Annotated in this window: 16 protein-coding genes and 2 pseudogenes; 11 read left to right on the forward strand and 7 right to left on the reverse strand. The window is 45.4% G+C overall.

Translation table 11 applies throughout. The features are described 5' to 3' along the window. Positions 1-106: 106 nt before the first annotated feature. Positions 107-613, reverse strand: a pseudogene (gene dps, locus ACX5J7_RS19140) (DNA starvation/stationary phase protection protein Dps). A 255-nt stretch (positions 614-868) separates the two neighbouring features. Further along, complete coding sequence (gene nadK / locus ACX5J7_RS19145) at positions 869-1,744, reverse strand: NAD(+) kinase (protein ID WP_012517882.1); 876 nt, start codon at positions 1,742-1,744, stop codon at positions 869-871. 336 nt (positions 1,745-2,080) lie between these two features. Here nadK and ACX5J7_RS19150 point away from each other — a divergent pair, with 336 nt between their 5' ends. Next, positions 2,081-3,241, forward strand: coding sequence for an iron-containing alcohol dehydrogenase (locus tag ACX5J7_RS19150; RefSeq protein ID WP_498707897.1), 1,161 nt, complete (start codon positions 2,081-2,083; stop codon positions 3,239-3,241). A gap of 120 nt (positions 3,242-3,361) precedes the next feature. On the opposite strand, the gene ACX5J7_RS19155 is transcribed toward ACX5J7_RS19150, so the two are convergent. From ACX5J7_RS19155 to ACX5J7_RS19170, 4 genes and pseudogenes are all read right to left on the reverse strand, one after another. After that, complete coding sequence (locus tag ACX5J7_RS19155; protein WP_015066784.1) at positions 3,362-4,129, reverse strand: 3-hydroxybutyrate dehydrogenase; 768 nt, start codon at positions 4,127-4,129, stop codon at positions 3,362-3,364. Next, complete coding sequence (locus ACX5J7_RS19160) at positions 4,122-5,183, reverse strand: extracellular catalytic domain type 2 short-chain-length polyhydroxyalkanoate depolymerase (protein ID WP_498707898.1); 1,062 nt, start codon at positions 5,181-5,183, stop codon at positions 4,122-4,124. Before ACX5J7_RS19160 ends, ACX5J7_RS19155 begins: the two co-directional genes overlap by 8 nt. Further along, positions 5,180-6,611: pseudogene (locus ACX5J7_RS19165) on the reverse strand (E22 family MetX-like putative esterase). The gene ACX5J7_RS19160 and the pseudogene ACX5J7_RS19165 overlap by 4 nt, the downstream one beginning before the upstream one ends. A 64-nt stretch (positions 6,612-6,675) precedes the next feature. Then, positions 6,676-7,971, reverse strand: coding sequence for a GntP family permease (locus ACX5J7_RS19170; RefSeq protein WP_012517887.1), 1,296 nt, complete (start codon positions 7,969-7,971; stop codon positions 6,676-6,678). Between the two features lie 314 nt (positions 7,972-8,285). Between ACX5J7_RS19170 and ACX5J7_RS19175 the strand changes: the two genes are divergently transcribed. Both ACX5J7_RS19175 and ACX5J7_RS19180 read left to right on the forward strand, forming a co-directional pair. Further along, entirely contained in the window at positions 8,286-10,664 is a 2,379-nt protein-coding gene (locus ACX5J7_RS19175; RefSeq protein WP_498707900.1) for a TonB-dependent receptor, read from the forward strand. Positions 10,665-10,864: 200 nt separating this feature from the next. Then, a complete protein-coding gene (locus ACX5J7_RS19180) occupies positions 10,865-11,533 on the forward strand; it encodes a response regulator (RefSeq protein WP_483380008.1) in 669 nt (222 codons plus the stop codon). 40 nt (positions 11,534-11,573) lie between these two features. Here ACX5J7_RS19180 and ACX5J7_RS19185 read toward each other — a convergent pair whose 3' ends face one another. Further along, entirely contained in the window at positions 11,574-14,939 is a 3,366-nt protein-coding gene (locus tag ACX5J7_RS19185) for a PAS domain-containing hybrid sensor histidine kinase/response regulator (protein WP_498707901.1), read from the reverse strand. A 262-nt stretch (positions 14,940-15,201) separates the two neighbouring features. Here ACX5J7_RS19185 and grpE point away from each other — a divergent pair, with 262 nt between their 5' ends. From grpE to ACX5J7_RS19225, 8 genes are all read left to right on the forward strand, one after another. Then, the gene (grpE, locus tag ACX5J7_RS19190) at positions 15,202-15,825 is read left to right on the forward strand and encodes a nucleotide exchange factor GrpE (protein WP_012517894.1); all 624 of its coding nucleotides are present in this window, start codon (positions 15,202-15,204) and stop codon (positions 15,823-15,825) included. Between the two features lie 117 nt (positions 15,826-15,942). Further along, positions 15,943-17,871 carry a molecular chaperone DnaK gene (dnaK, locus tag ACX5J7_RS19195; protein ID WP_012517895.1) on the forward strand — a complete coding sequence of 643 codons (1,929 nt, stop codon included), beginning with the start codon at positions 15,943-15,945 and terminating at the stop codon, positions 17,869-17,871. 244 nt (positions 17,872-18,115) lie between these two features. Further along, positions 18,116-19,249 carry a molecular chaperone DnaJ gene (gene dnaJ, locus ACX5J7_RS19200; RefSeq protein ID WP_015066791.1) on the forward strand — a complete coding sequence of 378 codons (1,134 nt, stop codon included), beginning with the start codon at positions 18,116-18,118 and terminating at the stop codon, positions 19,247-19,249. Positions 19,250-19,708: 459 nt separating this feature from the next. After that, positions 19,709-20,191, forward strand: coding sequence for a c-type cytochrome (locus ACX5J7_RS19205; RefSeq protein WP_015066792.1), 483 nt, complete (start codon positions 19,709-19,711; stop codon positions 20,189-20,191). Between the two features lie 447 nt (positions 20,192-20,638). Further along, positions 20,639-21,478 carry a hypothetical protein gene (locus tag ACX5J7_RS19210; protein WP_498707902.1) on the forward strand — a complete coding sequence of 280 codons (840 nt, stop codon included), beginning with the start codon at positions 20,639-20,641 and terminating at the stop codon, positions 21,476-21,478. Then, on the forward strand, positions 21,426-22,343 hold the full coding sequence (locus ACX5J7_RS19215; protein WP_498707903.1) for a sensor domain-containing diguanylate cyclase: 918 nt from the start codon (positions 21,426-21,428) through the stop codon (positions 22,341-22,343). Before ACX5J7_RS19210 ends, ACX5J7_RS19215 begins: the two co-directional genes overlap by 53 nt. Before the next feature lie 16 nt (positions 22,344-22,359). Next, positions 22,360-23,217, forward strand: coding sequence for an EAL domain-containing protein (locus ACX5J7_RS19220; RefSeq protein ID WP_498707905.1), 858 nt, complete (start codon positions 22,360-22,362; stop codon positions 23,215-23,217). Between the two features lie 147 nt (positions 23,218-23,364). Continuing rightward, the gene (locus tag ACX5J7_RS19225; protein ID WP_015066794.1) at positions 23,365-25,269 is read left to right on the forward strand and encodes a propionyl-CoA synthetase; all 1,905 of its coding nucleotides are present in this window, start codon (positions 23,365-23,367) and stop codon (positions 25,267-25,269) included. The last annotated feature ends 119 nt before the right edge of the window (positions 25,270-25,388 follow it).

The following is a 25,388-nucleotide window of genomic DNA, read 5'->3' on the forward strand; positions in this document are numbered from 1 at the left end:
TTTTTTATACAGTAAAAAGGAGAGCGTTAGCTCTCCTTTACTATGGCCACCATAAATGGTTGTCAGTCGTATAGCCCTTTAACAAAAGCTATTAACAAAGCGCGAATTACTGCTGTAATTCACCGCTACCTGATTCAATGTGAGCGCGAACAAACCATTGGAACTGCTCAAGATCGGCAAGCTGACCAGTAATCATATCTTCAGACACTGGATCAATCTCACCTAGAAGTTCCAATGCCTTTCTGTGGTCGCCATTTACACCGTCGTATACAGCATCCAGCGCTTTCAGGTGATCTAGTACTAGGCCTTTACCTAATTCATAATCTTGCCAACTGCGTCCCTACATCGCTTTAGGCGTGCCTTTAGGCACTCCGCCTAATGTTGCGATACGCTCGGCTATGGTGTCTGTCATTTCACGCACCGCGTCAACTTGGGGGTCGAGCATTTCATGTACACCGATAAAGTTTGGCCCTACCACGTTCCAGTGAATATGTTTAAGTGTGAGCTGTAAATCTAATAACGCGACCAATCGTTGATCCAATACCTTAATTGTTTTGGCAGCGGCATCGTTATCCATTCCTGGGGCTGTAAATTTGATATTGGTATTACTCATGATATCTCCTATTACTAAATATAAATATCGGCGACGGTTTTAAAATGCGGCAAGGCATTTTTGCTTAACGCCGACAGCTTGTAATTGAGGTTGCAACAGGTATGCCGAATATCTTTGATGAGCTAAGCGACGGATTTAAAAGAAGATTTTGCGGAAGATTAAAAAATCTTTATTTTTCAAGCCTGTAGCGCTTAAGAAAATGCTACAGGCTAGTGTAAGAAATGCAGGAAATCGCTTCGTCAACAGCGTGTTTGTTTAATAAAGCTTACTTCCCCAGCCTAATTTTTTGCGCAGCACGTTGAAATAGCTATAACCTTTTGGATGAACAAGATGAAGCTTATCTGCGCTTTTATTAATGCGAATTTCATCACCCGGTAGTACGGGGAGTACTATATGGCTATCACAGCTCACTTGAAGAGAGTCGCTGTTCACTTTAGACACTTTCATTGATACTTGGCTGTCGGCATCAACAACGATAGGGCGGCTGCTCAATGTATGAGGGAACATGGGCACTAAAGTAAGTGCATCGAGCGTTGGCATTATTATCGGGCCGCCTGCCGAGAGTGAGTAAGCGGTAGAGCCCGTTGGCGTGGCGACGATTAGGCCGTCACTGCGCTGACTAAATACAAACTGCTCATCAATATAAATTTCAAACTCCATCATGTGAGCAACTTTCCCGTGGTGAAGCACCACTTCGTTCACTGCTGAGTTGTTACTTTTTAACTTTTCGTGACGGTAAACTTCAACTTCAAGTAAGAAGCGTTCTTCAACAACGCACTCACCATGGAATATGAGGTCTAACTGCTGCGTAATTTCATCAGGATGTATGTCAGTTAAAAAACCTAAATTACCGCGATTCACGCCCACCACATGAATATCAAAGCGGGCGAGAACGCGAGCGGCGCCAAGCATACTGCCATCGCCACCAACAACAACCGCAAGATCGGCCTCTTTGCCAATGGTGACTAGGTTACAACTTTTTAGATTTTCAGTTTCAAGCTCTTCAGCAATACTTTCTTCTACAAGCAGTTTGCACCCTTTGGCCAGCAAATAGTCGGCAAGACTATTCAAAGTGTCGTGGGTGGCAGCGTGTTGAGGTTTTCCAATTAAAGCAACGGTTTGATAGGGCATGGAATGCTAATGTCCTTTCATTTCCAATCGTTGGACATTAGCACAAGTGTTTTACAAAAGAAAAGTGTAAAGCGATAGCCAATGCGCTCTCGAACATTTTTATCGCATTTAGCCTGTGTAGTGTATTGCCGCTGTTGGTGTAGACGTTTGCTACCAGTTCAAGGTGGGTAACAATAATTTTACATTCCCATTGCTTTGAGCGCAGCGCTAGGTATGCTGGCTTAACGTTTTTGAGAGAAGGGCGTGAGCGCAGGCGCGAGAGCCGCCGTATCCATTTGCCTTATTTATTTTTAAATAAGGCACAGCTTAAATAAAGACTATCAATGCGAGGGAACAATGTCTCATCAAATTATTCTGCCAAGGGTGATGCACATAGGGAAAGGGGCAAGTGAGCGTGTTGCTGATACTGTGAAAGGGCTTAATTGCCGAAATCCGTTACTGGTTACCGACAAGGTAATGGTCGAGTTAGGTTATAGCGCGGCCATCGTGAATATCTTGGAAACCGCTGGGATAACGGTTGATGTGTTTTCAGATACTGTCCCTGAGCCGACGGTAGCGTCAATTTCCAGAGGCGTTGATGCTCTCAATACTCAACCTTACGATTGTATTATCGCATTGGGAGGAGGCAGCCCAATCGATAGCGCGAAGGCTATTGCCATACTCGGGAAGCATGGCGGTCAAATGAAAGACTACAAGTTTCCGCGTGTCGTCGATGAAGCAGGGATACCTATTATTGCTATACCTACTACCGCCGGAACGGGCTCGGAAGTGACTCGTTTCACTATTATTACTGACGAAGTCACTACCGAAAAAATGTTGTGCGTAGGTTTGGGGTTTATGCCTATTGCAGCATTGGTAGATTATACACTAACGCAGAGTTTACCGGCCCGGGTTACCGCTGATACCGGTATTGATGCGCTCACACACGCAATAGAAGCTTTTGTCAGCCGCAAAGCAAACCTCTACAGTGACGCACAGGCACTCTCTGCAATGGCACTAATTGCACCTAACTTGCGCACTGTGTTTGCCGACCCTTCAAATAACGCCGCTAAAGAGTCGATGATGCTCGGAGCAACGCTTGCCGGTATTGCGTTTTCAAATGCATCGGTGGCCTTAGTGCACGGTATGAGTCGCCCTATTGGCGCGGCGTTTCATGTGCCTCATGGGTTGTCTAATGCTATGTTGTTACCCGCGGTTACCGCATTTTCTATTCCCAGTGCCCCAGTACGTTATGCTCAATGCGCTCGTGCGATGGGGATAGCTACGCAAGGTGATTCAGATGATATGGCAAATCAAAAACTGATCAACGAGCTAAAGATGCTTAACGCAGACTTACAGGTGCCTACGCCCGCTGACTTTGGCATCGATAAAGAAGCCTTTTTTGCCTTAGCCTCAACCATGGCTGAACAGGCGTTGGCGTCCGGCTCACCTAACAATAACCCGAGAGTTCCTACGATTGAGGAAATGGTTGCCATTTACGTATCGCTTTGGGAGTAGTGGACTGTTCAATACGCTATGACAATAAAAGGCCTGAGCCCGTTACAGTATCGAAATCAGGCTTTGGTTGCCCCTTAGGGATTAGCTCAGCTTAATAGGGCAGCTCACTTTGCTGCCTTTTTATCTCGCGGTCCAACCTCCATCTAGCACCACAGTTTGCCCGGTGATATTACGCGCGCTAGGCGACATCAAAAAACTTGCGGTATCAGCAAGCTCTTCAACACTCACAAATTGCTTTTTAGGCATGGGCTCTAACATGATTTTTGTTATCACCTCTTCTTCGGTCAAATTATTCTCTTTCGCCTGTGCGGCAACTTGCTGCTCGACAAGCGGTGTTTTTACATAGGCCGGGCAAAGGGTATTGATAGTGATATCACAGTCACCGGTTTCAAGGGCAATGGTTTTTGAAAAGCCCAACAGCCCGTGTTTGGCTGCCACGTAGGCAGACTTGTAAGGCGAGGCCACCAAAGAATGGATTGAGCCAACGTTAATAATGCGGCCATAATTTTGCTCGCGCATTGCCGGTAAAAATGCTTGAGTCAGAAGGGCGGGGCCTACCAGCATGATATTAATCAACTGCTGCCATTTATCCGCTGGAAAATCTTCAATGCGAGAAACGTGCTGAATTCCCGCGTTATTAATCAGTACATCTACAGTGTGTTTGCCCAGTACTTCTGGCAAAGCTGCGACTTGTTGTGCGTCACACACATCAACGGCCACCGCACTGGCCGAACCCTCTAAATGCGCAAGTTTAATTACTGCTTCTTTCGCGGCCTGTTCATTGATGTCAGCGATGATCACATGGTGACCCTGTTTCATCATCGCTTCCGCAATCCCCAAACCAATACCGCTTGCACCGCCTGTAATAAATACTGTGCGTCTATTCATTCGTACCTCCTGGAGTCTCAACAGTTGGCGTGTCGCTATTGAGTGAAAACAGCATTGCTTTTACTGCGCGAACTTGCGCGCCATCTCTATTCGCGTAATCGCTTGAAGCGTAGCCCCACCAGTCCCAACAGCCCTGTGGATTTAGTGGCATAAACAAAGACTTTTTAGTTTGTGGGTAAAGCACCACAATGTTGTTATCGTCTGCCCACGCGTTAAGGCCAGTTTGCATGGTGTAAGCATCGCCCACGGCATCTGCATATTGATTACAGCCGTGAAAGCTAATGTGAGCTCTACAGGTTTCGCCTTTAGCACAGCTTTCAGGCACGTAAACAAAGCCTTCACTCGCCAACGTCTTAGCATCGCTTCTGGCTATTTCCTGCTGATTTATCGAATGTAGCACCCCTGATAGTGTTTCATCTGGCGCAGAGACACCTTCAACGAGATGCGAAAGCATGGCACCCGCTGCATCATAGTCACAATTTCCAATAAACGGGCTCTCAGACTTCATACAGTTCACGCCTTTGTCTTTTGTTGGAAAAAGGTGCGCCATGGGCTTGTCATTGATGTAGGTAATATTTTGAGTGTCTGTCCACTGTTTGTATTGTTCAAACAGTAAGTCGCTGACTTGTGCAATGACTCTGGTGTCTTGCGTACCGTGAAAAAGCCAGACTTTTGCGCCTTTCATATTATTAAGCGAGGCGATTTTACCTTCTGCTTCGTATTGCTTTGCTTTTTTATTCAGCGCGTTAAGGCTGATTTCGCCCTCTACTTTATTTACGCACTGTGCAAGGGCTGTGGTAATGTCGCCTTGCGCACAGTAATAAGGGCCGCCAGCAATAACGCCCACACCTTTTACCCAGTCGCTGTGCGCCAACTGAAATTGGGTTGCCATATAGCCACCTGAAGAAAGCCCCGAGACGGTCACATGTTTTAGGTCGAGAGAGAGGTTGGGCAGGTTGTCTTGCGCCCCGGCAAGGGTACTTAACGTTAGTGAGCCTGCAGACAGCAAAGATACAGACAGAGCTAGACGTAAAGAATAATTAAGTTTTTTCATTGCATTGCTGCCTTATCATTTTCTAAAAATTGTTGAATTGCGTGGACCTGGGCTGAAATATTGGCCACCCCTTCTAAGTGTCCTAATTTACCGTCTAAGGTTGTTAAACTGCTGTTGTTACCCAAAGAGGTTAAGCCATGGTGTGCACTTTGCGATAAATAAGGCATAAGAAGCAAATCAGTTTGGGCGGGTATAAACAGGGTTTTAGCCTTTATAGCTGAAAGCCCTTGCTTCATGTTGTCTTGATGGCCTGCAACAAAAAGCTGGCAAGCGCGCACCAAATATAGAAGGTGGTTGGCGTCCATGGTTTTCGCTCTTGATTGTGCCCGCTCGCGCAGCCAATTCACAATACTATGAGATTGGTGGATATTGCTAAGCGGCCCAGACTCAACATTTTTAAATCCTAGCATGCTGCCGTGTTCTGAAAAAAGCAGGGGTAAGGGCATTTTGGGTAATCAACATTAGGGAACCCACCAAGCCGTCAAGCGGTGCATGCTCTTGTGTGTAATTGCCTTTGTTCCAATTTCTGTCCAATTTAATAGGCGTAGCCCAGTGTTCAAGGGCTGCGGTAGTCCACGCATCACTTTGACCTGCGCCAATAACAGAAATCATGCGTTCCACCCAGTCAGGGTAGGCACTAGCCCACTCGATAGCCTGCATCGACCCCATCGAAGGCCCAACAACCGCGTAGAGTTTGCGAATGCCTAAGCTTTCAAGCAGGGCTTTTTGTACATTTACGAAGTCTCGTATTGTCACTACAGGGAAATCTAATCCATAGGGTTTTCCAGTGTCTGGGTTAATTGACGCCGGGCCGGTAGTGATTACATGAGGGTCGTAAGCATTTAAATTAGCCAGCGTATCTACACTAATAACGTAAAAGCGTTCGGTGTCAATTGCCTTTCTTGGCCCTATTACGCTATCCCAATAGCCGGGGGAAGCATCGTTGATGTGATATTTTCCTGCCGCATGAGAGGAGCCTGAAAAGTAATGGGTAATAAGAATAACGTTGGTCTTTGCAGCGTTTAACTTTCCGTATGCCTCCCAGCCTACTTTTACGCTTTTAATGTCTCTACCACCGAACGTCGTATATTGAGGTATCTCAAATACCTGCTTTTCCACAATCATGGGCGCGGCGTTTAACGTACCTGAAACAACAGAGTCTGATGACCCGGTGCTCGAAGTGTTTTCAGTAAGCGAAGCGGAACTTGTCTTTGTTTCAGCGAATACTTGGCTGTTAAATACGAGTAATAGGGAGGCAATTAGGCCTATCACTTTGCTAGAACGAATGTTAATACGCGCGTTCCGCTTTTTAGTTGGTAACATACGGTAATTCGCGTTAAACAAAGGGCGCAAGCGCCCAACGGCTACTTTTCTGCTTACGTCTATTAAACGATGAAAAACAAATTCGTGCTTGGGTTTTCTGTTCATATTAAATATGCCTTTTTAACTGGCGTCGTGAACACGGTAAATTCTGCGTTATGTGAAAAACCACTTATATTAGGCTAAATAGGCCAATGGCCATGGCAAGACCAATGACCGGCACCACTACGGTTAGCGCACCCACTGCCCAGTACGCCGCCTGATGGGTTTCGTTACAAATAGCGCGAATGGTTGTTACCACATAACCGTTGTGGGGTAGAGAGTCTAATGCTCCTGATGATATTGACACGATTCTGTGCAGCTGGTCGGGCTCTACGCCTTGGTCTAAATAGTGGGGCGCTACTAAGGGAAGGGCAATGGCTTGTCCGCCGGAGGCGCTGCCGGTTAACCCCGCAATAACGCTTATGGCAATGGCAGCGCCTATCAGTTCGTTGCCCGGGATTTGAGTCATAAGCGCAACGGTTGTTTGAAACGCTTCGGTGTTTTTCGCAATCGAACCAAAACCTACAACGGCAGCGGTGTTACCTATGGCAATTAATGCCCCTGTCGTACCCGCATTGATAGCAACAGGCAAGCTATGAAAGTACTTGAAGTTTATTGCCAACAAACACAGCACGCCGCCGCCTAACGCAAGGATAAGTGCCAGTTGAGCGAGCTCTTCGTGGAATAAAAATGAAATGACTAGCACCACCACTAACGGCACAATACCGGTGAGCGGGTGGGGTAATTCCCGTTCACGTACTTGTGGGTCGCTGGCTCTTGATTCAAAAACCTCACCATTGTTCACGGCTTTTCTAATCATTTTAGCCAGCCACCAGTAGCCGAAGCATGCCATAAATATCGCCACGATCAGGCTGACCTCCCAAGCCGCGAAAGGCGATGTACCTAAATACTTAATGGGGATCCAGTTTTGGATTTCAGGTGAACCTGCAGAGGTCATGGTAAAGGTTACCGAACCAAAGGCCATAGCGGCAGGGATAAACCTTCGCGGTAAATTAGCATCTTTAAACAAGCTTACCGCCATAGGGTAAACCGAAAACGCCACGACAAATACGCTAACACCGCCATAGGTTAAAATGGCGCAAGCCAGCACTACCGCTAGCACAGCACGTTTGTAGCCAATTTTTGTAATGATCCAACGAGAGACAGCGTCAGCAGCTCCGGTGTCTTCCATGAATTTACCGAATAACGCGCCAAGTAAAAACATAAAAAACCAAGAAGCGATAAAGCCTGAAAAGCCGCCCATATAGGTTTCAACAAAGTTCACATCGCCTGTGAACACGCCAATGTTATTGGTAAGAGCTACCACTAGCGCACACAGTGGTGCAGCAATAAAGAGGTTCATTCCGCGTATTGTTAACACAATAAGCAACAACAGACCGCCTACCAAGCCAATCATACTTAACATAGTTATTATTCCTTAAAAATCTGTGACCGCAGATGATCCGAAACAGTTAAGTCGATTAAAGATTTGCGCACACCCAAAACCACAAAATGTATGCAAATCAAATAAAAAGCATTCATAACAGACATAAAGTTTGACGTTACTTTTCCCAAAATCCCATAGTACGATGGTACTACATACTATTAACAATTAATTAACTAAAGTGATTTTGACCGTAGGCAATACATCCGACAGTGACGTGAGCTTATTGATCTTTGAAGTTTTGAAGTACAGCAAAGACCATTAGGCCCTAAAACTTAGAACAACAAGGACTCACTATGTCTAAATCAGCACACACAAATAGCTTGGTATCACCCTACCAACCATATTCAGCCACTGTTACAACAGAAGAACAAAAAAGAGCTTCAGTAAAACGCCCTATGCATAGCTTATGCGCCCTTGCGGTGGCAAGTGTACTAAGCTCAGCGCCGGTATTTGCTCAGGATAGCCAAACTAATACCGACGCCGAAGAGCAAAAAGGAAAGCTAGAACGCATTGAAGTTACCGCACGAAAAACTGTAGAGTCGCTACAGGAGACGCCGGTAGCTATTACGTCTATTGGTGCGGTTGAACTTGGCGAAAAAGGCATTAGCGTGCTGACTGAAGTGCAGCAGTTCTCCCCCAACACTACGCTACAAACGAGCCGTGGTACTAACTCAACGCTTACGGCATTTATTCGTGGGTTAGGTCAGCAAGACCCGCTTTGGGGCTACGAGCCAGGCGTAGGTATTTATGTTGATGATGTCTACATTGCGCGCCCCCAAGGTGCGGTACTAGACCTTTTGGATGTGCAACGCATTGAGGTGTTGCGCGGCCCGCAGGGCACGCTGTACGGCAAAAATACCATCGGTGGTGCGGTTAAATACGTTACGAAAGAAATGACCGGCGATACGCAAATGAATGTTGAAGCTACGGTAGGTAGCTACAGTCAGCGGGATATTAAAGTGACCGGACAAATACCATTGATTGAAGACACGGTGTATCTAGGCGTGGGTTATGCCAATTTAAACCGCGACGGCTTTGGCGAATATCTGGTAAGTGCGTTGCCCAACCAAGATAAAGAGAACTATAACAAAGATCTTTGGGCAGCCCGTGTAACGCTAGAAGTTCACCCAAGTGAAGATTTGTTTTTCCGTATTGGCTGGGATAAAACTGAAGATACGTCAAATGCGAAAGGGGGCTATCGCTTAATTCCAAGTATTTTAACGGATGCGCCTGTGCCTGATTCAGTCTTCGATTCTTACACAAGCTTACCTACGTGGAATAAAGTCGAGTTAGAAGGCTATAACTGGCTAGCACGATACCAAGTGAATGATGATTTAGAGCTTAAGTATATTGGTTCGCATAGAGAAAGCTATTCACCCACAAACATTGATTTTGACAATACGCCACTGCCTATTTTTGATGTGCCAGCAGAGTATGACGATAGTAATGATACCCATGAGCTTCAAGCAAACTATATGGGTGATACTTTTAGCGTTGTTTCGGGATTGTACTTTTACGACGGTGAAAGCTGCGGAAACTTCGATGCGATTTTAGGTGTGCTAGGGCAAGCGTTAGGAGCCCCCGGTTTGACCCGTGAAGTTACCGGCTGTAATAACTCAGAAAGTTGGGCTGCGTATGCGCAAATGAACTATGACATTAGCGATAAAGTATCCTTGTCGTTAGGTGCGCGCTATACCGATGAAGAAAAGTCGGCGTTTGTGAACAACGGTTTGGTATTTGCTAATGTTTACCCGTCGACTGACTGGGTTGATGGCTATGTAAGGCCCGATGGGCAACTTGTTCCCCAAGTGCTCGGGACAGACACCGATGGTGACGATATTCTAGATGCGCCAGCAGTAGAGAGCTGGTCTCGCTTTACCCCGCGAGTGGGTGTGGAATATCAAATGAACCGCGATACCATGTTCTTCGCAAGCTATTCACAAGGCTTCAAATCAGGCACCTTTAATCCTCGAGCTCAAACCAATGAGCCTGGTGTAGAACCTGAAGTTGTAGATAGCTTCGAAGTGGGTGTAAAAAGCGATTTAAGCGACGCGCTTCGCATGAATGTCACTTTATTTTCATATGATCACAAAGATCGTCAGTACATTGGTGTAGAAGGTGATTTATCTGACCCAACGGCCCTTGACCAGCGCTTGCGCAACGCGGCAGAAACCGCAGCGAAAGGCGCTGAGTTGGAGATGACGTGGGTAGCCACGGATAACCTTCAGTTTGACGTTGCTTACGGTTATATTGACTTTGAGATTAAGAAAAACAATGCAATTCCTCCGTTGATTGGTCTAGCAAGTACGCCAGAGAATACCTTTAATCTTAATGCCAATTACCTACTAGAAACGAGTTTCGGGGATATTACTTTCAACGCCAACTACTATTATCGCGATGATTATCTAATCTTCGAAACCAGCGACCTTATTCAACAAGATGCCTATGGCATGGTTAACTTAAGCGCGCGCTGGGAAAGTGTTGAAGGCGACTGGTATGCTGGGTTACACGTGAAAAACTTGACCGATGAAGAGTATCTGGTTGGTGGATATGACTTTGTCACTCAAGACGGTGAGGGTAACTTTGGGCCAGGTCTTGGTGGCGATACAACACTTATCGGTTATTACGGTGACCCGCGTACTGTTCATCTTACGGTGGGCTATCGATTCTAAACGGTATGGCTTAGATAAAATAAACGCTGTTCACCACGCCTAAGCTTTTATGCTTAGGCGTGTTCACTTTTACGCGATTGGTACCTGCGAGAATGTTGGGCGTTGTAGGTGTTGTGTAACTAGTTACGCTAAAGCATTAACCTTTTGAAACCGGCGTGATAGTATGTTAATTAACAAGGTAGTTACAAGTTGATAGCATTATGTCCGTAAAAATTTTGATTGCTGACGATCATCCTTTGTTCAGGGCTGCTATGTGTCATGCACTAACCAGCGTGGAGCACCTCGAGCTTGTAGAAACATCCACCTTCCCCGATACCCTTTCTTATCTTGAAGACTTTCAAGACATAGACCTGCTTTTCTTAGATCTTACCATGCCAGGCAATGAAGGGTTAAATGGCCTTGCACAAGTACATGCGCTATACCCTGATGTGCTTGTAATCGTCATTACCGCACAAGAAGAGGCAGACGTCATGGCAAAGTCTTTTGCATTAGGTGCAAGTGGTTTTATACCTAAATCGGCCTCGGTTGAGTGTATTATTGATGCAGTAAATACCGTATTGGATGGGGAAACTTGGATACCCCCAACAGTTCAGATGCCTTCAGATTCGCAACAAAACTCTGCTGCCTCTAATGCGGGTAGTGTATCCGACCAAGGTGATTTCACCGCTAGGTTGAAACAACTCACACCTCATCAACTTAAAGTGTTAAGAATGGTATCAGATGGCTTGCTCAACAAGCAGATTGCTTACGAACTGGCTATTTCCGAATCTACCGTTAAACAACATGTGTCAGCCGTGTTACGAAAGCTTGGTGTTATCAACAGAACCAAGGCGGGTATTGCGTTCAAAAATGCAATGCACTTAAGTTAGGTTTGGCTTATTTATCCTGCGAATTCGGACTGCCGAAGTGTCAATGGTGATGAGGTAATGATTGTTTAAGCAGGCGCTTTAGCGCCGCTGGCTTTAAAGGCTTAGGTAGGTAGCTAAATTGCGATGCTGCTGCTTTCTCTCTTATTTCGTTGCTTCTATTAGCGGTGACCAATATCTTCAATGCGAAACTCACGTTTTCTTCAGATAATATCGCCGCTACATCAAAGCCGTTTTCTCCATAGTTTAAGTGGTAGTCAGCAATAAGTACGTCAAAGTGCTGGTGGGAAACATTATGGGCCTCGGTGCCACTGGTGATTAGGGTTGTATTTGCTCCCCAATCGGCAAGGAGAGCACACATTGCATTCGCGACTTGCTCATCGTTTTCTACCAATAGGAAACGTTTGTTTTCCAAAAACAGTTCTTTGTTATAGCTTTCCGTTTTCAGCACTTGTTTTGAATTACCACTCGTATGCATTATGCGTGTTGCTGTAACACTAAAACAGCTACCTTTTCCCGGTAATGAGGTTAGCCCTACTTGATGGCCGAGTAATCGACAAATTTTCTCTACAATAGTTAAGCCTAATCCAATCCCTTCACCTTTGTTGTTATCCAGCTGGTGGAACTCACTAAAAATTTCATGCTGTTGGTGTGCAGCAATACCTAAACCGGTATCGTAAACACAAAGCTTTATTGTTTTCTCGGTATTTTCAGTTTGTATGCGCCTAACGCCCACTAAAATGCTGCCTTTAGGGGTATAGCGAACCGCGTTGGACAATAAGTTTTGCAGCACACGTCGCAGCAAGTTTTTGTCTGAATACACTATGACATTCGTTTGTACATACCTCAGCGTAACCCCTTTTTGCTTTGCAATAACACTGAACTCTTGTACCAACGAAGATAGCATCTCATCGATGGCAAATTCAGTCTTTTGCGGTATGAGAACGCCAGCGTCTAATTTCGTCATATCAAGTAGCATTGAAAGTAAGCTCTGAGCATTGTCCAAAGAATTCACCACGCCTTCAGACAGCGTAGCCAGTTCGCTACCTTGCGTTTTTTTACTTAGCATGCTGGCAAATAATGTGGCGGCGTTAAAAGGCTGCATGAGGTCGTGCCCAGCCGCGGCCAAAAACTTGGTTTTACTTTCGTTGGCTTTATCAGCCTGAAGCTTAGCTTCCTCTAGTTCTGCAGTGCGTTGAGTAACTCTTTCCTCCAGATCTTCTTTTGCACTTTCTAATTCTTTTTGAATTGCCATGTATTCAGTGATATCGCTATAGGTAGTCACGTAGCCGCCACCAGGAAGGGGCGCACCGTTTAGCTCTATCACTTTTCCATCAGGCTGCTTGCGGATATGCTTGTGGCGGGTACCCTCACGCATATAGCTCACCCGTTTATCAATGGATGAGGGGTTGAACAAGCCCCGCTTAGCGTTGTAACTCAGTATATCGGTAATCGGCATACCTGCTTTTAAAAAGCCTTTAGGGTAAGCAAAAAGCTCTACGTATCTATCATTCCATGCCAGTAATTGGAGCTTGTCATCAACTACACTGATTCCCTGTTCAATATTTTGTACCGATGATTGAAGTACCTCGTGATTGAATTGAAAAGACTGTGTTGCTTCTTCTACCCAGTCAACTAACTCCGGCAAGGCAGCTCTACCAGTATCCGCGATAGCGCCTAGTAATATTCGAGCACTGGGCGCTCCCACTTGGGCGGCAAGCAATTTATTCACCCTATCAATAAGGGCCTGACTGGCATAGCCGCTGCTTGATGCACGCTCAACATCAATCGTAAGTTGCTTTACAAGCTGGGAATGGGTGGCGCTTTCGAGTACCCGTTCCGTTAACGCCATTAAGTCACGCACTTTAACGAGTAAATTGGGGGGCGAATTGCTTTGCAGTGTCGTGTCGGTTTCGTTTGTCCCGTGTCGCGAAGAAATGAACGCCACAACAACAAATGTAATGCAATTAGCCAGTAACGAGAAGGCAAATCCTAGCCCAAGCGCTTGGTCGGTTGGAGCAGGGTTAAAATAGTAGCTAGAAAGCAGGCTGGGGTAGAGTAGAAATATCGCCCAGCACGTAGAACCCACTAATAAAGCGGATACAGCAGCGGCTTTGCTGCTACGCCGCCAATAGATTCCGAACATTAACACGGGCATGCACTGTGCTAATAATGCAATGGCAATAACTCCGCTTTTAACTAAAGGAGCAGCCTGACTTATATTCAAGTGATACCAGAGCGCAATGCTAAGTACGACCACAACGGTAATACGACGTATAGACAGTATTTTGTTTGGTTGCATTGAGCGGTTGGGCGAAGTCTTTAGTCGCGCTTTTAGCCAAAGTGGCGTGACAACATTGTTCGAGATCATTATTCCCAGCGCCAAGGTTGCAACAATCACCATGCTAGTGGTTGCAGAAAGACCGCCTATGAAAGCAAAGGACGACAGCGCGATATTTTCAGTATGTAAAGGCAGGGCAAGCACGTACGCATCAGAGCTTGTACTCACCGGCAGCAGCATTTTTCCTGCAAGTGCAATAGGAATAATAAAAAGGGTCATTCCAAATAAATAGAGGGGAAATAGCCACCTTGCTGTTCTAAGCTCTCCCTCACCGTTCTGCTCAACAAAGTTCATATGGAATTGGCGTGGCAGTACAAACATAGAGCAAACACCAAGGGCTACGTGTGATAAATAGACCCATGGCGCGCTATCGGCATAAATGACGTCTCTAGCACTGTCATTGGATGCGGCGTTAGATATTAAATCTAATGCGCCATCGAATAAAAAGAAGCAAACAAAAATACCCACAGCCCACAGGGCGACAAGCTTAATAATTGACTCAAATGCTATAGTAAGCAGCAAACCGGGGTGCTTATCAGTTAAATTCAGCGTACGCGTGCCGAAGGTTATAGCAAATATGGCGAGCAAACCGGCCACATAAATGCTTAACCAAGGTGTGGTGGTTTGGGGCTCACCAGTGAGTAAATTAATAGACTTTGTAATAGCGTCTAGCTGAAGTGCTATATAGGGAACAACACCAAAAAAACACAGTAAAGTGATAAGAGCGGCAATTAAATGAGAGTGTTGGTACTTCAATGATATGAGGTCAGCCAGCGAGCTGATGTTGTGTTGCTGGCATAGTCTACTTATGTGAAGAATTACGGGAAAGGCAAATGCCATGGTCAACGTAATACCCAAATACGTAGGGATAACTGCCCAGCCGTATTGTGCCGCTTGCGATGTAGTGCCGAAAAACGCCCAAGAGGTACAGTGCACACCTAAACCAAGGCTATAGAGAACAGGGTGCTGCCGATTATCGCGTAAATGCCTGTCGCCCCAAAATGCCAAGGCAAACAGCGCGAGAAGGTAGAAACCGACGATAGTTCCCACCGTCCATATACTTAGCATAGTTATTCCGTGTAATAGATAGTTCGTGCAGTTGAACGCATTTTCAAAACTCGCGACTGTAGAGTTTATAAAAAAATTTACAATAACATGTTCTTTACATATGGCGCATCTCCCACGATTTTTTAAAAATCACCCACAAAAATAATGTGGATACCCTTGATCACCTTAAAACTAGCCCCATAACTAAGCGCAACGAAGTAATTCCCAGTAATTTGAGTGTTATTGGGCATCGCCTAATTAAGAAAAACGTGTGGAGGTAGGCATGAGCGATAATCGCGACGTGCAGGCAGAACAAGAAAATGCAGTTGATGAAACTGTACTAGGCGCAGAAGAGGCGCAGGTTGAAACGTCAGAAGCAGAAGGCGTAGAACTAGATGAAAATGCACAGCGCATTTATGAACTAGAAACCGCACTTTCTGAGGCGCAAGCAACCATCAAAGAACAGCAAGATGGCGTGCTTCGTGCGCGTGCAGACGCTGACAACGCACGTCGTCGTGCTGAAGGTGAAGTAGAAAAGGCACGCAAATTTGCTCTTGAACGTTTTGCGGGCGAATTGCTTCCGGTTATCGATAACCTAGAGCGCGCTATCGAAATGACTGATGGCGACAATGAGGCCGTTAAACCGCTTTTAGAAGGTGTGGAAATGACCCACAAAACTTTCTTAGGCACTATTGAGAAATTTGGATTAAGCCTTATTGATCCGCAGGGCGAAACCTTTAACCCTGATTTGCATCAGGCAATGTCGATGCAAGAAAGTGCAGACCACGAGCCAAATACAGTGATGGCGGTTATGCAGAAAGGTTATCAAATTAACGGCCGCTTGTTACGCCCTGCCATGGTTATGGTATCGCGTGCGCCAAGCGACGGTGTGGATACGCAAGCTTAATACGCTTTTTTGCGACAAACACACGAAAATGTCAGTTTTTTTACTGGCATCTATTGAAAAGCCGGGGAATAACCCCACTAAAAGTACAGTATTAAGAAACTTATTCGGAGACACGAAATGGGTAGAATCATAGGTATCGACTTAGGTACAACGAATTCATGTGTCGCAGTTCTAGACGGCGACAAACCTCGCGTAATTGAGAACGCGGAAGGCGATCGTACAACCCCTTCAATCATCGCTTATACAAACGATGGTGAAACACTTGTAGGTCAATCTGCAAAGCGTCAGGCGGTAACAAACCCTGAAAACACATTATTCGCAATTAAGCGTCTAATTGGTCGTCGCTTCCAAGATAAAGAAGTACAGCGCGATATCGACATCATGCCTTTCAAAATTGTAGGTGCTGATAACGGTGACGCATGGGTAGAAGCTAAAGGCGAAAAAATGGCGCCTCCTCAGGTTTCTGCTGAAGTACTTAAGAAAATGAAGAAGACCGCTGAAGACTATCTTGGCGAAGAAGTAACTGGTGCAGTAATTACTGTTCCTGCTTACTTTAACGATTCTCAGCGTCAAGCAACGAAAGATGCAGGTCGTATCGCAGGTCTTGAAGTTAAGCGTATCATCAACGAACCAACTGCTGCTGCTCTTGCCTACGGTATGGACAAGAAGCAAGGCGATAACGTTGTTGCAGTATACGACTTAGGTGGTGGTACTTTTGATATCTCTATCATCGAAATCGATGAAGTAGACGGCGAGCACACGTTTGAAGTACTAGCGACTAACGGTGACACACACCTTGGTGGTGAAGATTTCGATAACCGTGTTATCAACTACCTAGTTGAAGAATTCAAGAAAGATCAAGGTATCGACCTTCGTAAAGATCCGCTAGCTATGCAGCGTCTTAAAGAAGCGGGTGAAAAAGCGAAAATCGAACTTTCTTCATCACAACAGACAGAAGTTAACCTGCCTTACATCACAGCTGATGCAACAGGTCCTAAGCACTTAGCCATAAAGCTAACTCGTGCAAAACTTGAGTCTTTGGTTGAAGACCTTGTGAAAAACTCGCTTAACCCACTTAAGCAAGCACTAGCTGATTCAGACCTATCAGTAGGCGATATCAATGACATCATCCTTGTTGGTGGTCAAACACGTATGCCGCTGGTACAGAAGTATGTAACTGAATTCTTCGGCAAAGAGCCACGTAAAGACGTTAACCCTGATGAAGCAGTAGCGGTAGGTGCGGCAATTCAAGGTGGTGTACTTTCTGGTGACGTTAAAGACGTACTACTGCTAGACGTTACGCCTCTGTCTCTAGGTATCGAGACTATGGGCGGCGTAATGACTGCGCTTATCGAGAAGAACACGACGATTCCAACGAAGAAGTCACAAACCTTCTCAACAGCGGAAGACAACCAGTCTGCGGTTACCGTACACGTACTACAGGGTGAGCGTAAGCAGTCAAGCGGCAACAAGTCTCTTGGTCAGTTTAACCTTGAAGGTATTCGTCCAGCAGCGCGCGGTGTACCGCAAATCGAAGTAACCTTCGACCTAGATGCTGACGGTATCCTACACGTGTCTGCGAAAGATAAAGACACAGGTAAAGAGCAGAAGATCACTATCAAAGCTTCTTCAGGCCTAAGCGATGAAGAAGTAGAAAAAATGGTAGCTGACGCGGAAGCGAACAAAGAAGCTGATAAGAAGTTTGAAGAACTGATTCAAGCGCGTAACCAAGCTGATGGTATGGTTCACGCCACACGTAAACAGCTTGAAGAAGTTGGCGATGCACTAAGTGCAGAGGACAAAGCGCCAATCGAAGAAGCACTTTCAGCACTTGAAACTGCAGTTAAAGGCGAAGACAAAGCAGAAATTGAAGCGAAAACGCAAGAACTTATTCAAGCGTCTAGCAAGTTGATGGAAGCGGCGCAAGCTCAACAAGCAGCAGCTGGTGGCGCAGAAGGCGCTGAGCAGCAAGCTTCTTCTGGTCAAGCAAACGATGACGTTGTTGACGCAGAATTTGAAGAAGTTAAAGACGACGACAAGAAGTAAACTGTTGTGTCAGGCCCGTTAATTCAAAGTAGCGGGCCGTTTAAGCAGTTCAGGCGCAGCAGGAATTTCTTGTTGCGCCTTTGTTGTGTAAATAACTTGGTTTAAATAGTTTGGTTTAAATAGCTTGTTTGTAAACCACCTTGGGCGTTATTGAAAACCTAATCAGGTTATTTTCACAACAGTCAGATGTAGATTCGATAAGCATTACATGCTTGTCGACAAAAAAGTAGGATATGTAAACGATATGTCGAAACGAGACTACTACGAAGTACTCGGGGTAGATAAAAGCGCGGGCGAACGTGAAATTAAAAAAGCGTATAAAAAGCTTGCGATGAAGTATCACCCTGACCGTACGCAAGGCGATAAAGGCCTGGAAGATAAGTTTAAAGAAATCCAGGAAGCCTACGAAATTCTGTCAGATTCGCAGAAGCGTGCAGCATACGACCAATACGGCCACGCAGGTGTAGATCCAAACCGCGGTGGCGGCGGCTTCGGTGGTGGTGCCGACTTCGGCGATATCTTTGGCGATGTTTTTGGTGATATCTTTGGCGGCGGTGGTCGCGGTGGACGTCAATCGCGTGCTCGTCAAGGTTCAGACCTACGTTACAACCTAGAGCTTAGTCTAGAAGAAGCGGTTCGCGGTAAGAGCGTTGATATTCGCGTACCTACGCTGGTTGAATGTGATGTGTGCGATGGATCAGGTGCGAAAAAAGGTTCTTCACCTAAAACCTGTCCAACCTGTCACGGCAACGGCCAAGTTCAAATGCGACAAGGCTTCTTTGCCGTACAGCAAACCTGTCCAACCTGTTCGGGTAAGGGCAAGATCATTGAAGACCCATGTAACAGCTGTCATGGGCATGGCCGTAAAGAAAAAACTAAAACGCTTAACGTTAAGATCCCAGCGGGCGTGGACACAGGCGATCGCATCCGTTTATCTGGTGAAGGTGAAGCGGGCGAGAACGGTGCGCCAGCAGGTGACTTATACGTGCAAGTACACGTTCGCGAACACGACATCTTCCAACGCGACGGTAACAACCTGTATTGCGAAGTACCGCTAAGCTTTACTACAGCAGCCCTTGGTGGCGAACTTGAAGTTCCTACTTTGGACGGTAAAGTTAAGCTGAAAATTAGCGCTGAAACGCAAACTGGCCGCATGTTCCGTCTACGCGGTAAAGGCGTTAAGTCGGTTCGAAGCGGCGCTATGGGCGACTTGATGTGTAAAGTTGTGGTGGAAACACCAGTTAACCTATCATCACGTCAAAAAGAGCTACTGCAAGAGCTAGAAGAGTCTATGGGCAAGGCTTCAAGCAAGCACAGTCCAAAAGCGCAAGGTTTCTTCGATGGCGTGAAAAAGTTCTTTGACGATTTAACTAACTAATTAGTTAAAATAGAGACCAATGCAAAAGCCCTCTTATTGAGGGCTTTTTCGTATCTAGGTATTTATTAATGGTAAATGTCAGCGATAAATCACATCGCGATGTCGAGATAAAGCAAGTGACTGTCCAAAGCTGTGCTTTGAGAAAGGTAAGTGACTGTCCAAAGCTGTACTTTGTGTAAGGTAAGGGACTGTCCGAAGATGTACTTTGAGTAAGGTAAGTGACTGTCCGAAGCTGTACTTTGGATAAGATAAGTGACTGTCCAAAATGTTCCTTTGCAGCAAAATAGCGGTGAGTTTTCGTGTGCGATAACCGGGCACTAATCCCTTGAAAGGGCGGTTTCACCGTTATTTTTATTGCGCTGACACTAACTATTCGTCACGATAGACTTATAAGCAAAATATTAGACATCTGCTTTACCGCAATTGCAGATGTCCTTAACGCAAATAGAGGGAACAGGCATGAAAATTTTAAATAAAGCAATGATCGTCGCGGCAACCGTAGGTGCCGTAATGTCAACTTCAGTTGCAGCTGATGTAACAGAAGCATCTTCAGAAAAACACGCAAAAGCAGCAACACAGTATCGCCAAGCGGTATTTCAGCTAGTGCGCAGTAATATGGGCCCGCTCGGTGGCATGGCAAAAGGCGCATTACCTTATGATGAAAGCGTTATGCAAACAAATGCCGTGCGCCTTGAGCAACTCGCCGAGATGATGGGCGACTATTTATCTGTAGATACGCGTAAGTTCGATGTTGAAACAGGGGCAAAGGATGAACTTTGGGAAAATTTCTCAGAGGTAGAGAAAAAGGTAATGGCGCTTAAAACCGCTGCTCAAGGCCTACAAGCTGCGGTTAAAGCGGGTGATGAAAGTGCGTATCGTGGCGCTATTGGCAAAATAGGCGCTAGCTGTAAATCTTGTCACGACGATTTTAAGAAAGACTAATACTCTTAGTATAAGTCCCTAAATGAGCTCGTTTTCTTTTTAACCGCTTCGCCACTGTGCATTAGTTTATTCGGTGATAGTGGCTTATGAGAAAACGCGCTCTGTTTTAATACCCGCTAACTCAATAGCTACCTTTATTTCAAATTCCAGATTGAAGGACTAGGTGAATAAAAAGCTGCTGGAAATTTGTACGGTAGTTGTCTATATTGTTTGAATTGAAGCGGCAATCTCTCCCCCGGTTTGAACGGTCAATTTAACTATCAAGCCTGTGATGATCGTAGCTCACACGTCGACAGTTAAATGAAACGCGTCTTAAAATAACATGCCGTAAAATAAAGTAGCAAGGTTCAAAGTACTCTAAGGAATATGGCACATTCTTTGTTTGATTAAATGTGTTGTGACTTTTGCTTTTGCTGTAATTGATGGATTATCAAAAGGTTCGCTTAGATGGATTTACGCAGTGAACGCATGCTTTCAACCGTGCGTGCAACTCAGAGAAGTATTGCTGATTTACTTAATGAAAATAGGGCAAAAACCGAAGCTCTGAGTATAGCGCTTGCCTCAATAAACCCAAATAGCGGCCGAGCTACGGTGGTTGCAACTGATAAAAACCATACTCTTGTAGATGCCGAAAGTATTGTTTTTCCCTCTCACGTTTTACTCATGCTTCCTCTCACACCTTTAAGCGCACCTATTCCCGCTAGTGAATTTGTACTGCCTCAATCATTTACGCAGTTTGCTGATAATCATATTGTTGTTGCAATGATCAGAGACATGCAAAATGAAGTGATGGGCGTTGTACTTATATTTGTTTCAAATAGCGTATTAACCGCTCAGCAGCATGACTATATCGATATCATGAGGCAGAAAATTGAAGTCTGCTATCAGTATGACCTCATTCGGCATCCGTATTCAGACAAACTTTCAGAACAGTTATCACTGTTAGAAGAAGTCAGCGCTATTTCTAAAGTAGGCGCGTGGGAGTTAGACCGAGCCACGGGAGTTTTTGCCGCAACGGAAGTAACGCGAAACCTATTGGGAATAAGGCGCGTGAAAAGTGTGAATCTTAACGAAATTCTCGACACTATGGTGCCGAGCGAAAGAGCCGCGTTAAAGTATAAAGTATTTAAAGCGATGAAAGGCGAGCGGCAGTTCGTAAGGCATATCGATATTAAGGACAAGCAAGGGCGCACTAAAAATGTCAAATTGACGAGTTTTTCTGCAAGTTCAGCGAATGGAGTCTGGAGCATTAAAGCTGACACGGCTTTTTGGCGTAATACAGGATGAAACGGACGTTCAGCGTTTATCAGATTCTCAACACGATTATACCGACTATGTCGTTAGTTTGCTTAATAGCGTCGATAGTATTGTTTTAAGCATCGACGAGAATGGCACCATATTGTCAGCTAACGAATGTGTAACTAAAGTTTTGGGTTTCGAGCCAGACGATTTGATAGGGCAAGACGTTAAGCTAATTGCCACTAAGGTACAAAATAGCGATATACCTTCTTACTTTTTGAATTTAGATGCGGGATTGAAAATATGCGCGGACGGCGGCGCTGTAAGAGAGTGCTTGCGGCACAAAAATGGCAAACGTATTTCCTGCGAGGTCAGCTTTACGACGTGTGTTGTTCACGAGCAGAAGTTAGTGGTTGCTACCATTCGGGATGTTACCACGCAACGTTACGAAATTGAGCATTATAAACAGCTAGCGTTAACCGACGCAGTAACAGGCCTTCCTAATTTGAACAAGTTCGAACACTATCTTGCCGAAAAAGCGCATGAAGATAAATCGGCTAAACCATTCTCGGTTTTTATGCGGGTAAGCGTAAGCAATATTAAAGAATATGAGGATGCGTTCGGCGAACCCACCATCGACTACCTTTTACGCATATTAGCTAGCCGCTTTGTCCGCACATTTGAGACAAATAACTCAGGCAATGCCAGTGTGTTTAAATGCGATCGCGCTAACTTCTTCCTTCACTTGCATCAATACTTTAATGAAGAAGGCCAATCTATCGATGTTGCCAAAACCTATGCTCAGCTGATACAAGAACAGGTGTTGGCACCCATAACGCTTCATAATAGCCATTTAACGATAGAAACACAGACGATTAGCTGTACCGTGCCTATTAAGTATTTTTCTTTTTAAAAAAATACGCGAGCTATTGTCACGCAAGCCCCTACGCGAATTAAACGATTCAAACAGCGCTTCGCTAACGCACGACTATTTTCATATCAATGCAAGCGATATTGAGCGTTACAACTACATCAAACACTCGCTAAGCAGAGCGATTTCAAATAACGAGTTGTTTGTGCAATTACAACCTCAATACGATGGGCAAGGTAGTGTTGTAAGCTCCGAAGTATTATTGAGGTGGCAACATCCACACTTAGGCGTAGTAAAGCCTTCTGAATTTATTCCCATTGCCGAAGAAAACGAATTTATCGCAGAGTTTGGGTTATGGGTTTGCAATGAAGCATGCAGGTTACTTAGCGATTGCCAATCTCAGCATATCGATACAAAACTTTCTGTAAATATTAGTGCTAAGCATTTAGCGAGAGCTGACTTTGTGAGCAAGTTTGTTGGCATAGTAAACAGGTGGCAGATCCCTCACTCAAAATTAACGTTAGAGTTGACAGAGGGTGCGCTGATACGAGGTGTGAGCATTATTCAGTATCGCGTGAGGGAGCTTGCTGAGCAAGGGTTCAGTTTGTCTATTGATGACTTCGGCATAGGGGATTCAAACCTTAATTACTTGCAAGACTTGCCTATAAAAGAGTTGAAGGTCGACAGAGTATTTATAGAAGCAATGGAAGCATCGCAACAAAAAACGTTATTAGTTACCAGTATATGTAATATGGCCAAAGCGCTTCATTTAGGTACGGTTGCGGAAGGAATAGAAACCACCCAGCAACTCGATCAAGCAAAAGCCTGCGGTTGTAGCGCATTTCAAGGCTATTACCTCGATAAGCCGATGAATGTGGAAGACTGGTTTAAAAAAGTGGTAGGGCAGAAGGTGTAGTTCACCGCACCTAGTAACAAACGCAAATGAAAATATAAGTTTAAATGTTTGTAAATCAGATTGTTATGGCGTCTACGCCAGAAGTCTTATAAGCACTCCGCAGTGAACTGAAGTAGGTTATTGGTAAACCCTACTCAGGACATGGTTATGACTTATAAAAACGAATACATTGCCTCGACGCAACATCCCGACGAGTTTTGGTTAGACCAAGCGCGTAATATTACCTGGTTCCGGACGCCAGAGAAAGGCTGTCAAAAAACGGATAATGGTTATTATGAATGGTTTAGGGGAGGGCAACTCAATACCTGTTACCTAGCTTTAGATCATCATGTAAAAAACGGGCGGGGAGAAAAAACAGCGTTGATTTACGACTCGCCGGTTACGCAAACTACACAACACTTCACGTTTAGCGAACTGCTTACGCAAGTAGCACACTTCGCCGGCGCTTTATCAAGTTTAGGAGTAGCTAAAGGCGACCGCGTTATTATTTATATGCCTATGATCCCCCAGGCAGTTGTTGCCATGCTAGCGTGTGCACGACTTGGCGCCATACACTCTGTGGTATTTGGGGGCTTTGCCTCTAATGAACTTGCTGTGCGAATAGATGATGCAAAGCCAAAGGTTATTGTGACAGCCTCATGCGGTATTGAAGGCAGCAAAGTGCTGGCTTATAAGCCGCTGGTGGATGAAGCGGTAACACTTGCAAGTCACAAACCAAGCGCCTGTGTGCTTTTCCAGCGCCCCCAGTTGCTTGCCTCCCTAAACGAAGGTACCGACTACGACTGGCAAGAATTGGTTGCTGCAAGTCAGCCCGCCGAACCGGTCGCTGTCGATGCCACCGATCCGCTTTATGTACTCTATACCTCAGGAACAACGGGTAAACCTAAAGGGGTTGTTCGAGATAACGGCGGCCATGCTGTTGCGCTTCATTACTCCATGGGGGCAATTTATGGCATCAGTCAGGATGATGTGTTTTGGGCCGCGTCTGATGTAGGTTGGGTTGTAGGGCATTCGTACATTGTGTATGCGCCGCTCATTAAAGGGGCAACAACCGTACTGTATGAAGGAAAACCGGTAGGTACACCAGACGCTGGTGCATTTTGGCGAATGATAGAAACCCATAAAATTAATGTGCTGTTTGCTGCGCCCACGGCGTTTCGTGCGATTAGAAAAGCCGATCCAGACGCCGACTATTTATCTAAGTATGACATCTCTAGCTTACGAACATTATTTATGGCTGGCGAGCGCCTCGACCCACCCACGTATTACTGGGCTAGCGAAAAGGTCGGCGTGCCTGTTATCGATCACTGGTGGCAAACAGAAACCGGCTGGCCTATATGTTCCAACCCTATGGGTTTAGAGCCCATGGAAACAAAGCCTGGCTCCTCTAGCGTACCAACACCAGGTTTTAACGTTAAGGTGCTTAAAGGGGGCGATGTTGAGCAGACTAAAGGAGAAAAAGGCGCTATAGCAATACAGCTACCTTTACCCCCGGGCTGTTTGACTACCATATGGCAGGATCATCAGCGGTTCATCGATGGTTACCTGCGAGAATTCGAAGGCTACTACAGCACTGGCGACAACGGTTATGTCGATGACGATGGCTATGTATTTATTATGGGGCGAACTGACGACGTCATAAACGTAGCCGGGCACCGTTTATCGACAGGCGAAATGGAAGAGGTATTAGCCGCACACCCAGCCGTAGCCGAATGCAGTGTTATAGGCGTACACGATGCGCTTAAGGGGCAATTACCAATAGGCATGTTACTACTTAAAGATGGCGTTTCCATTGACGAAGAAGCACTAGAGAAGGAGTTAATTCAACGAGTGCGAGATACTATCGGGCCTGTGGCCTGTTTTAAGCGGACAATTGTTGTGAACCGGTTACCTAAAACGCGATCAGGTAAAATTTTAAGAAAACTACTTCGACAAATCGCTGCCAATGAAACCGTTACAGTCCCTTCTACTATCGACGACCCTTCAAGCGTAAAAGAAATTGAAACACTTATGCGACAAAAAGGGCTGGTTGATGAATCTAGTATTGCTTAACGCTTCTGTTCAAAAGGGACAGTGCTCAAGCATTCAAGTATTAATCAAGGGGCATTAGCCCCTTTTTATTGATAAATGTGAGCATGCTCAACGGTGTTCGCTTAAGCCCTTTTTTAATG

It is taken from the genome of Alteromonas infernus, assembly GCF_902705815.1.

What these genes read in the sequence shown, in the direction of transcription:
- nadK (WP_012517882.1), bottom strand. Translation starts at nt 1,744, where the DNA reads ATGCCCTATCAAACCGTTGCTTTAATTGGAAAACCTCAACACGCTGCC.
- ACX5J7_RS19150 (WP_498707897.1), top strand. Translation starts at nt 2,081, where the DNA reads ATGTCTCATCAAATTATTCTGCCAAGGGTGATGCACATAGGGAAAGGG.
- ACX5J7_RS19155 (WP_015066784.1), bottom strand. Translation starts at nt 4,129, where the DNA reads ATGAATAGACGCACAGTATTTATTACAGGCGGTGCAAGCGGTATTGGT.
- ACX5J7_RS19160 (WP_498707898.1), bottom strand. Translation starts at nt 5,183, where the DNA reads ATGAAAAAACTTAATTATTCTTTACGTCTAGCTCTGTCTGTATCTTTG.
- ACX5J7_RS19170 (WP_012517887.1), bottom strand. Translation starts at nt 7,971, where the DNA reads ATGTTAAGTATGATTGGCTTGGTAGGCGGTCTGTTGTTGCTTATTGTG.
- ACX5J7_RS19175 (WP_498707900.1), top strand. Translation starts at nt 8,286, where the DNA reads ATGTCTAAATCAGCACACACAAATAGCTTGGTATCACCCTACCAACCA.
- ACX5J7_RS19180 (WP_483380008.1), top strand. Translation starts at nt 10,865, where the DNA reads ATGTCCGTAAAAATTTTGATTGCTGACGATCATCCTTTGTTCAGGGCT.
- ACX5J7_RS19185 (WP_498707901.1), bottom strand. Translation starts at nt 14,939, where the DNA reads ATGCTAAGTATATGGACGGTGGGAACTATCGTCGGTTTCTACCTTCTC.
- grpE (WP_012517894.1), top strand. Translation starts at nt 15,202, where the DNA reads ATGAGCGATAATCGCGACGTGCAGGCAGAACAAGAAAATGCAGTTGAT.
- dnaK (WP_012517895.1), top strand. Translation starts at nt 15,943, where the DNA reads ATGGGTAGAATCATAGGTATCGACTTAGGTACAACGAATTCATGTGTC.
- dnaJ (WP_015066791.1), top strand. Translation starts at nt 18,116, where the DNA reads ATGTCGAAACGAGACTACTACGAAGTACTCGGGGTAGATAAAAGCGCG.
- ACX5J7_RS19205 (WP_015066792.1), top strand. Translation starts at nt 19,709, where the DNA reads ATGAAAATTTTAAATAAAGCAATGATCGTCGCGGCAACCGTAGGTGCC.
- ACX5J7_RS19210 (WP_498707902.1), top strand. Translation starts at nt 20,639, where the DNA reads ATGGATTTACGCAGTGAACGCATGCTTTCAACCGTGCGTGCAACTCAG.
- ACX5J7_RS19215 (WP_498707903.1), top strand. Translation starts at nt 21,426, where the DNA reads ATGGAGTCTGGAGCATTAAAGCTGACACGGCTTTTTGGCGTAATACAG.
- ACX5J7_RS19225 (WP_015066794.1), top strand. Translation starts at nt 23,365, where the DNA reads ATGACTTATAAAAACGAATACATTGCCTCGACGCAACATCCCGACGAG.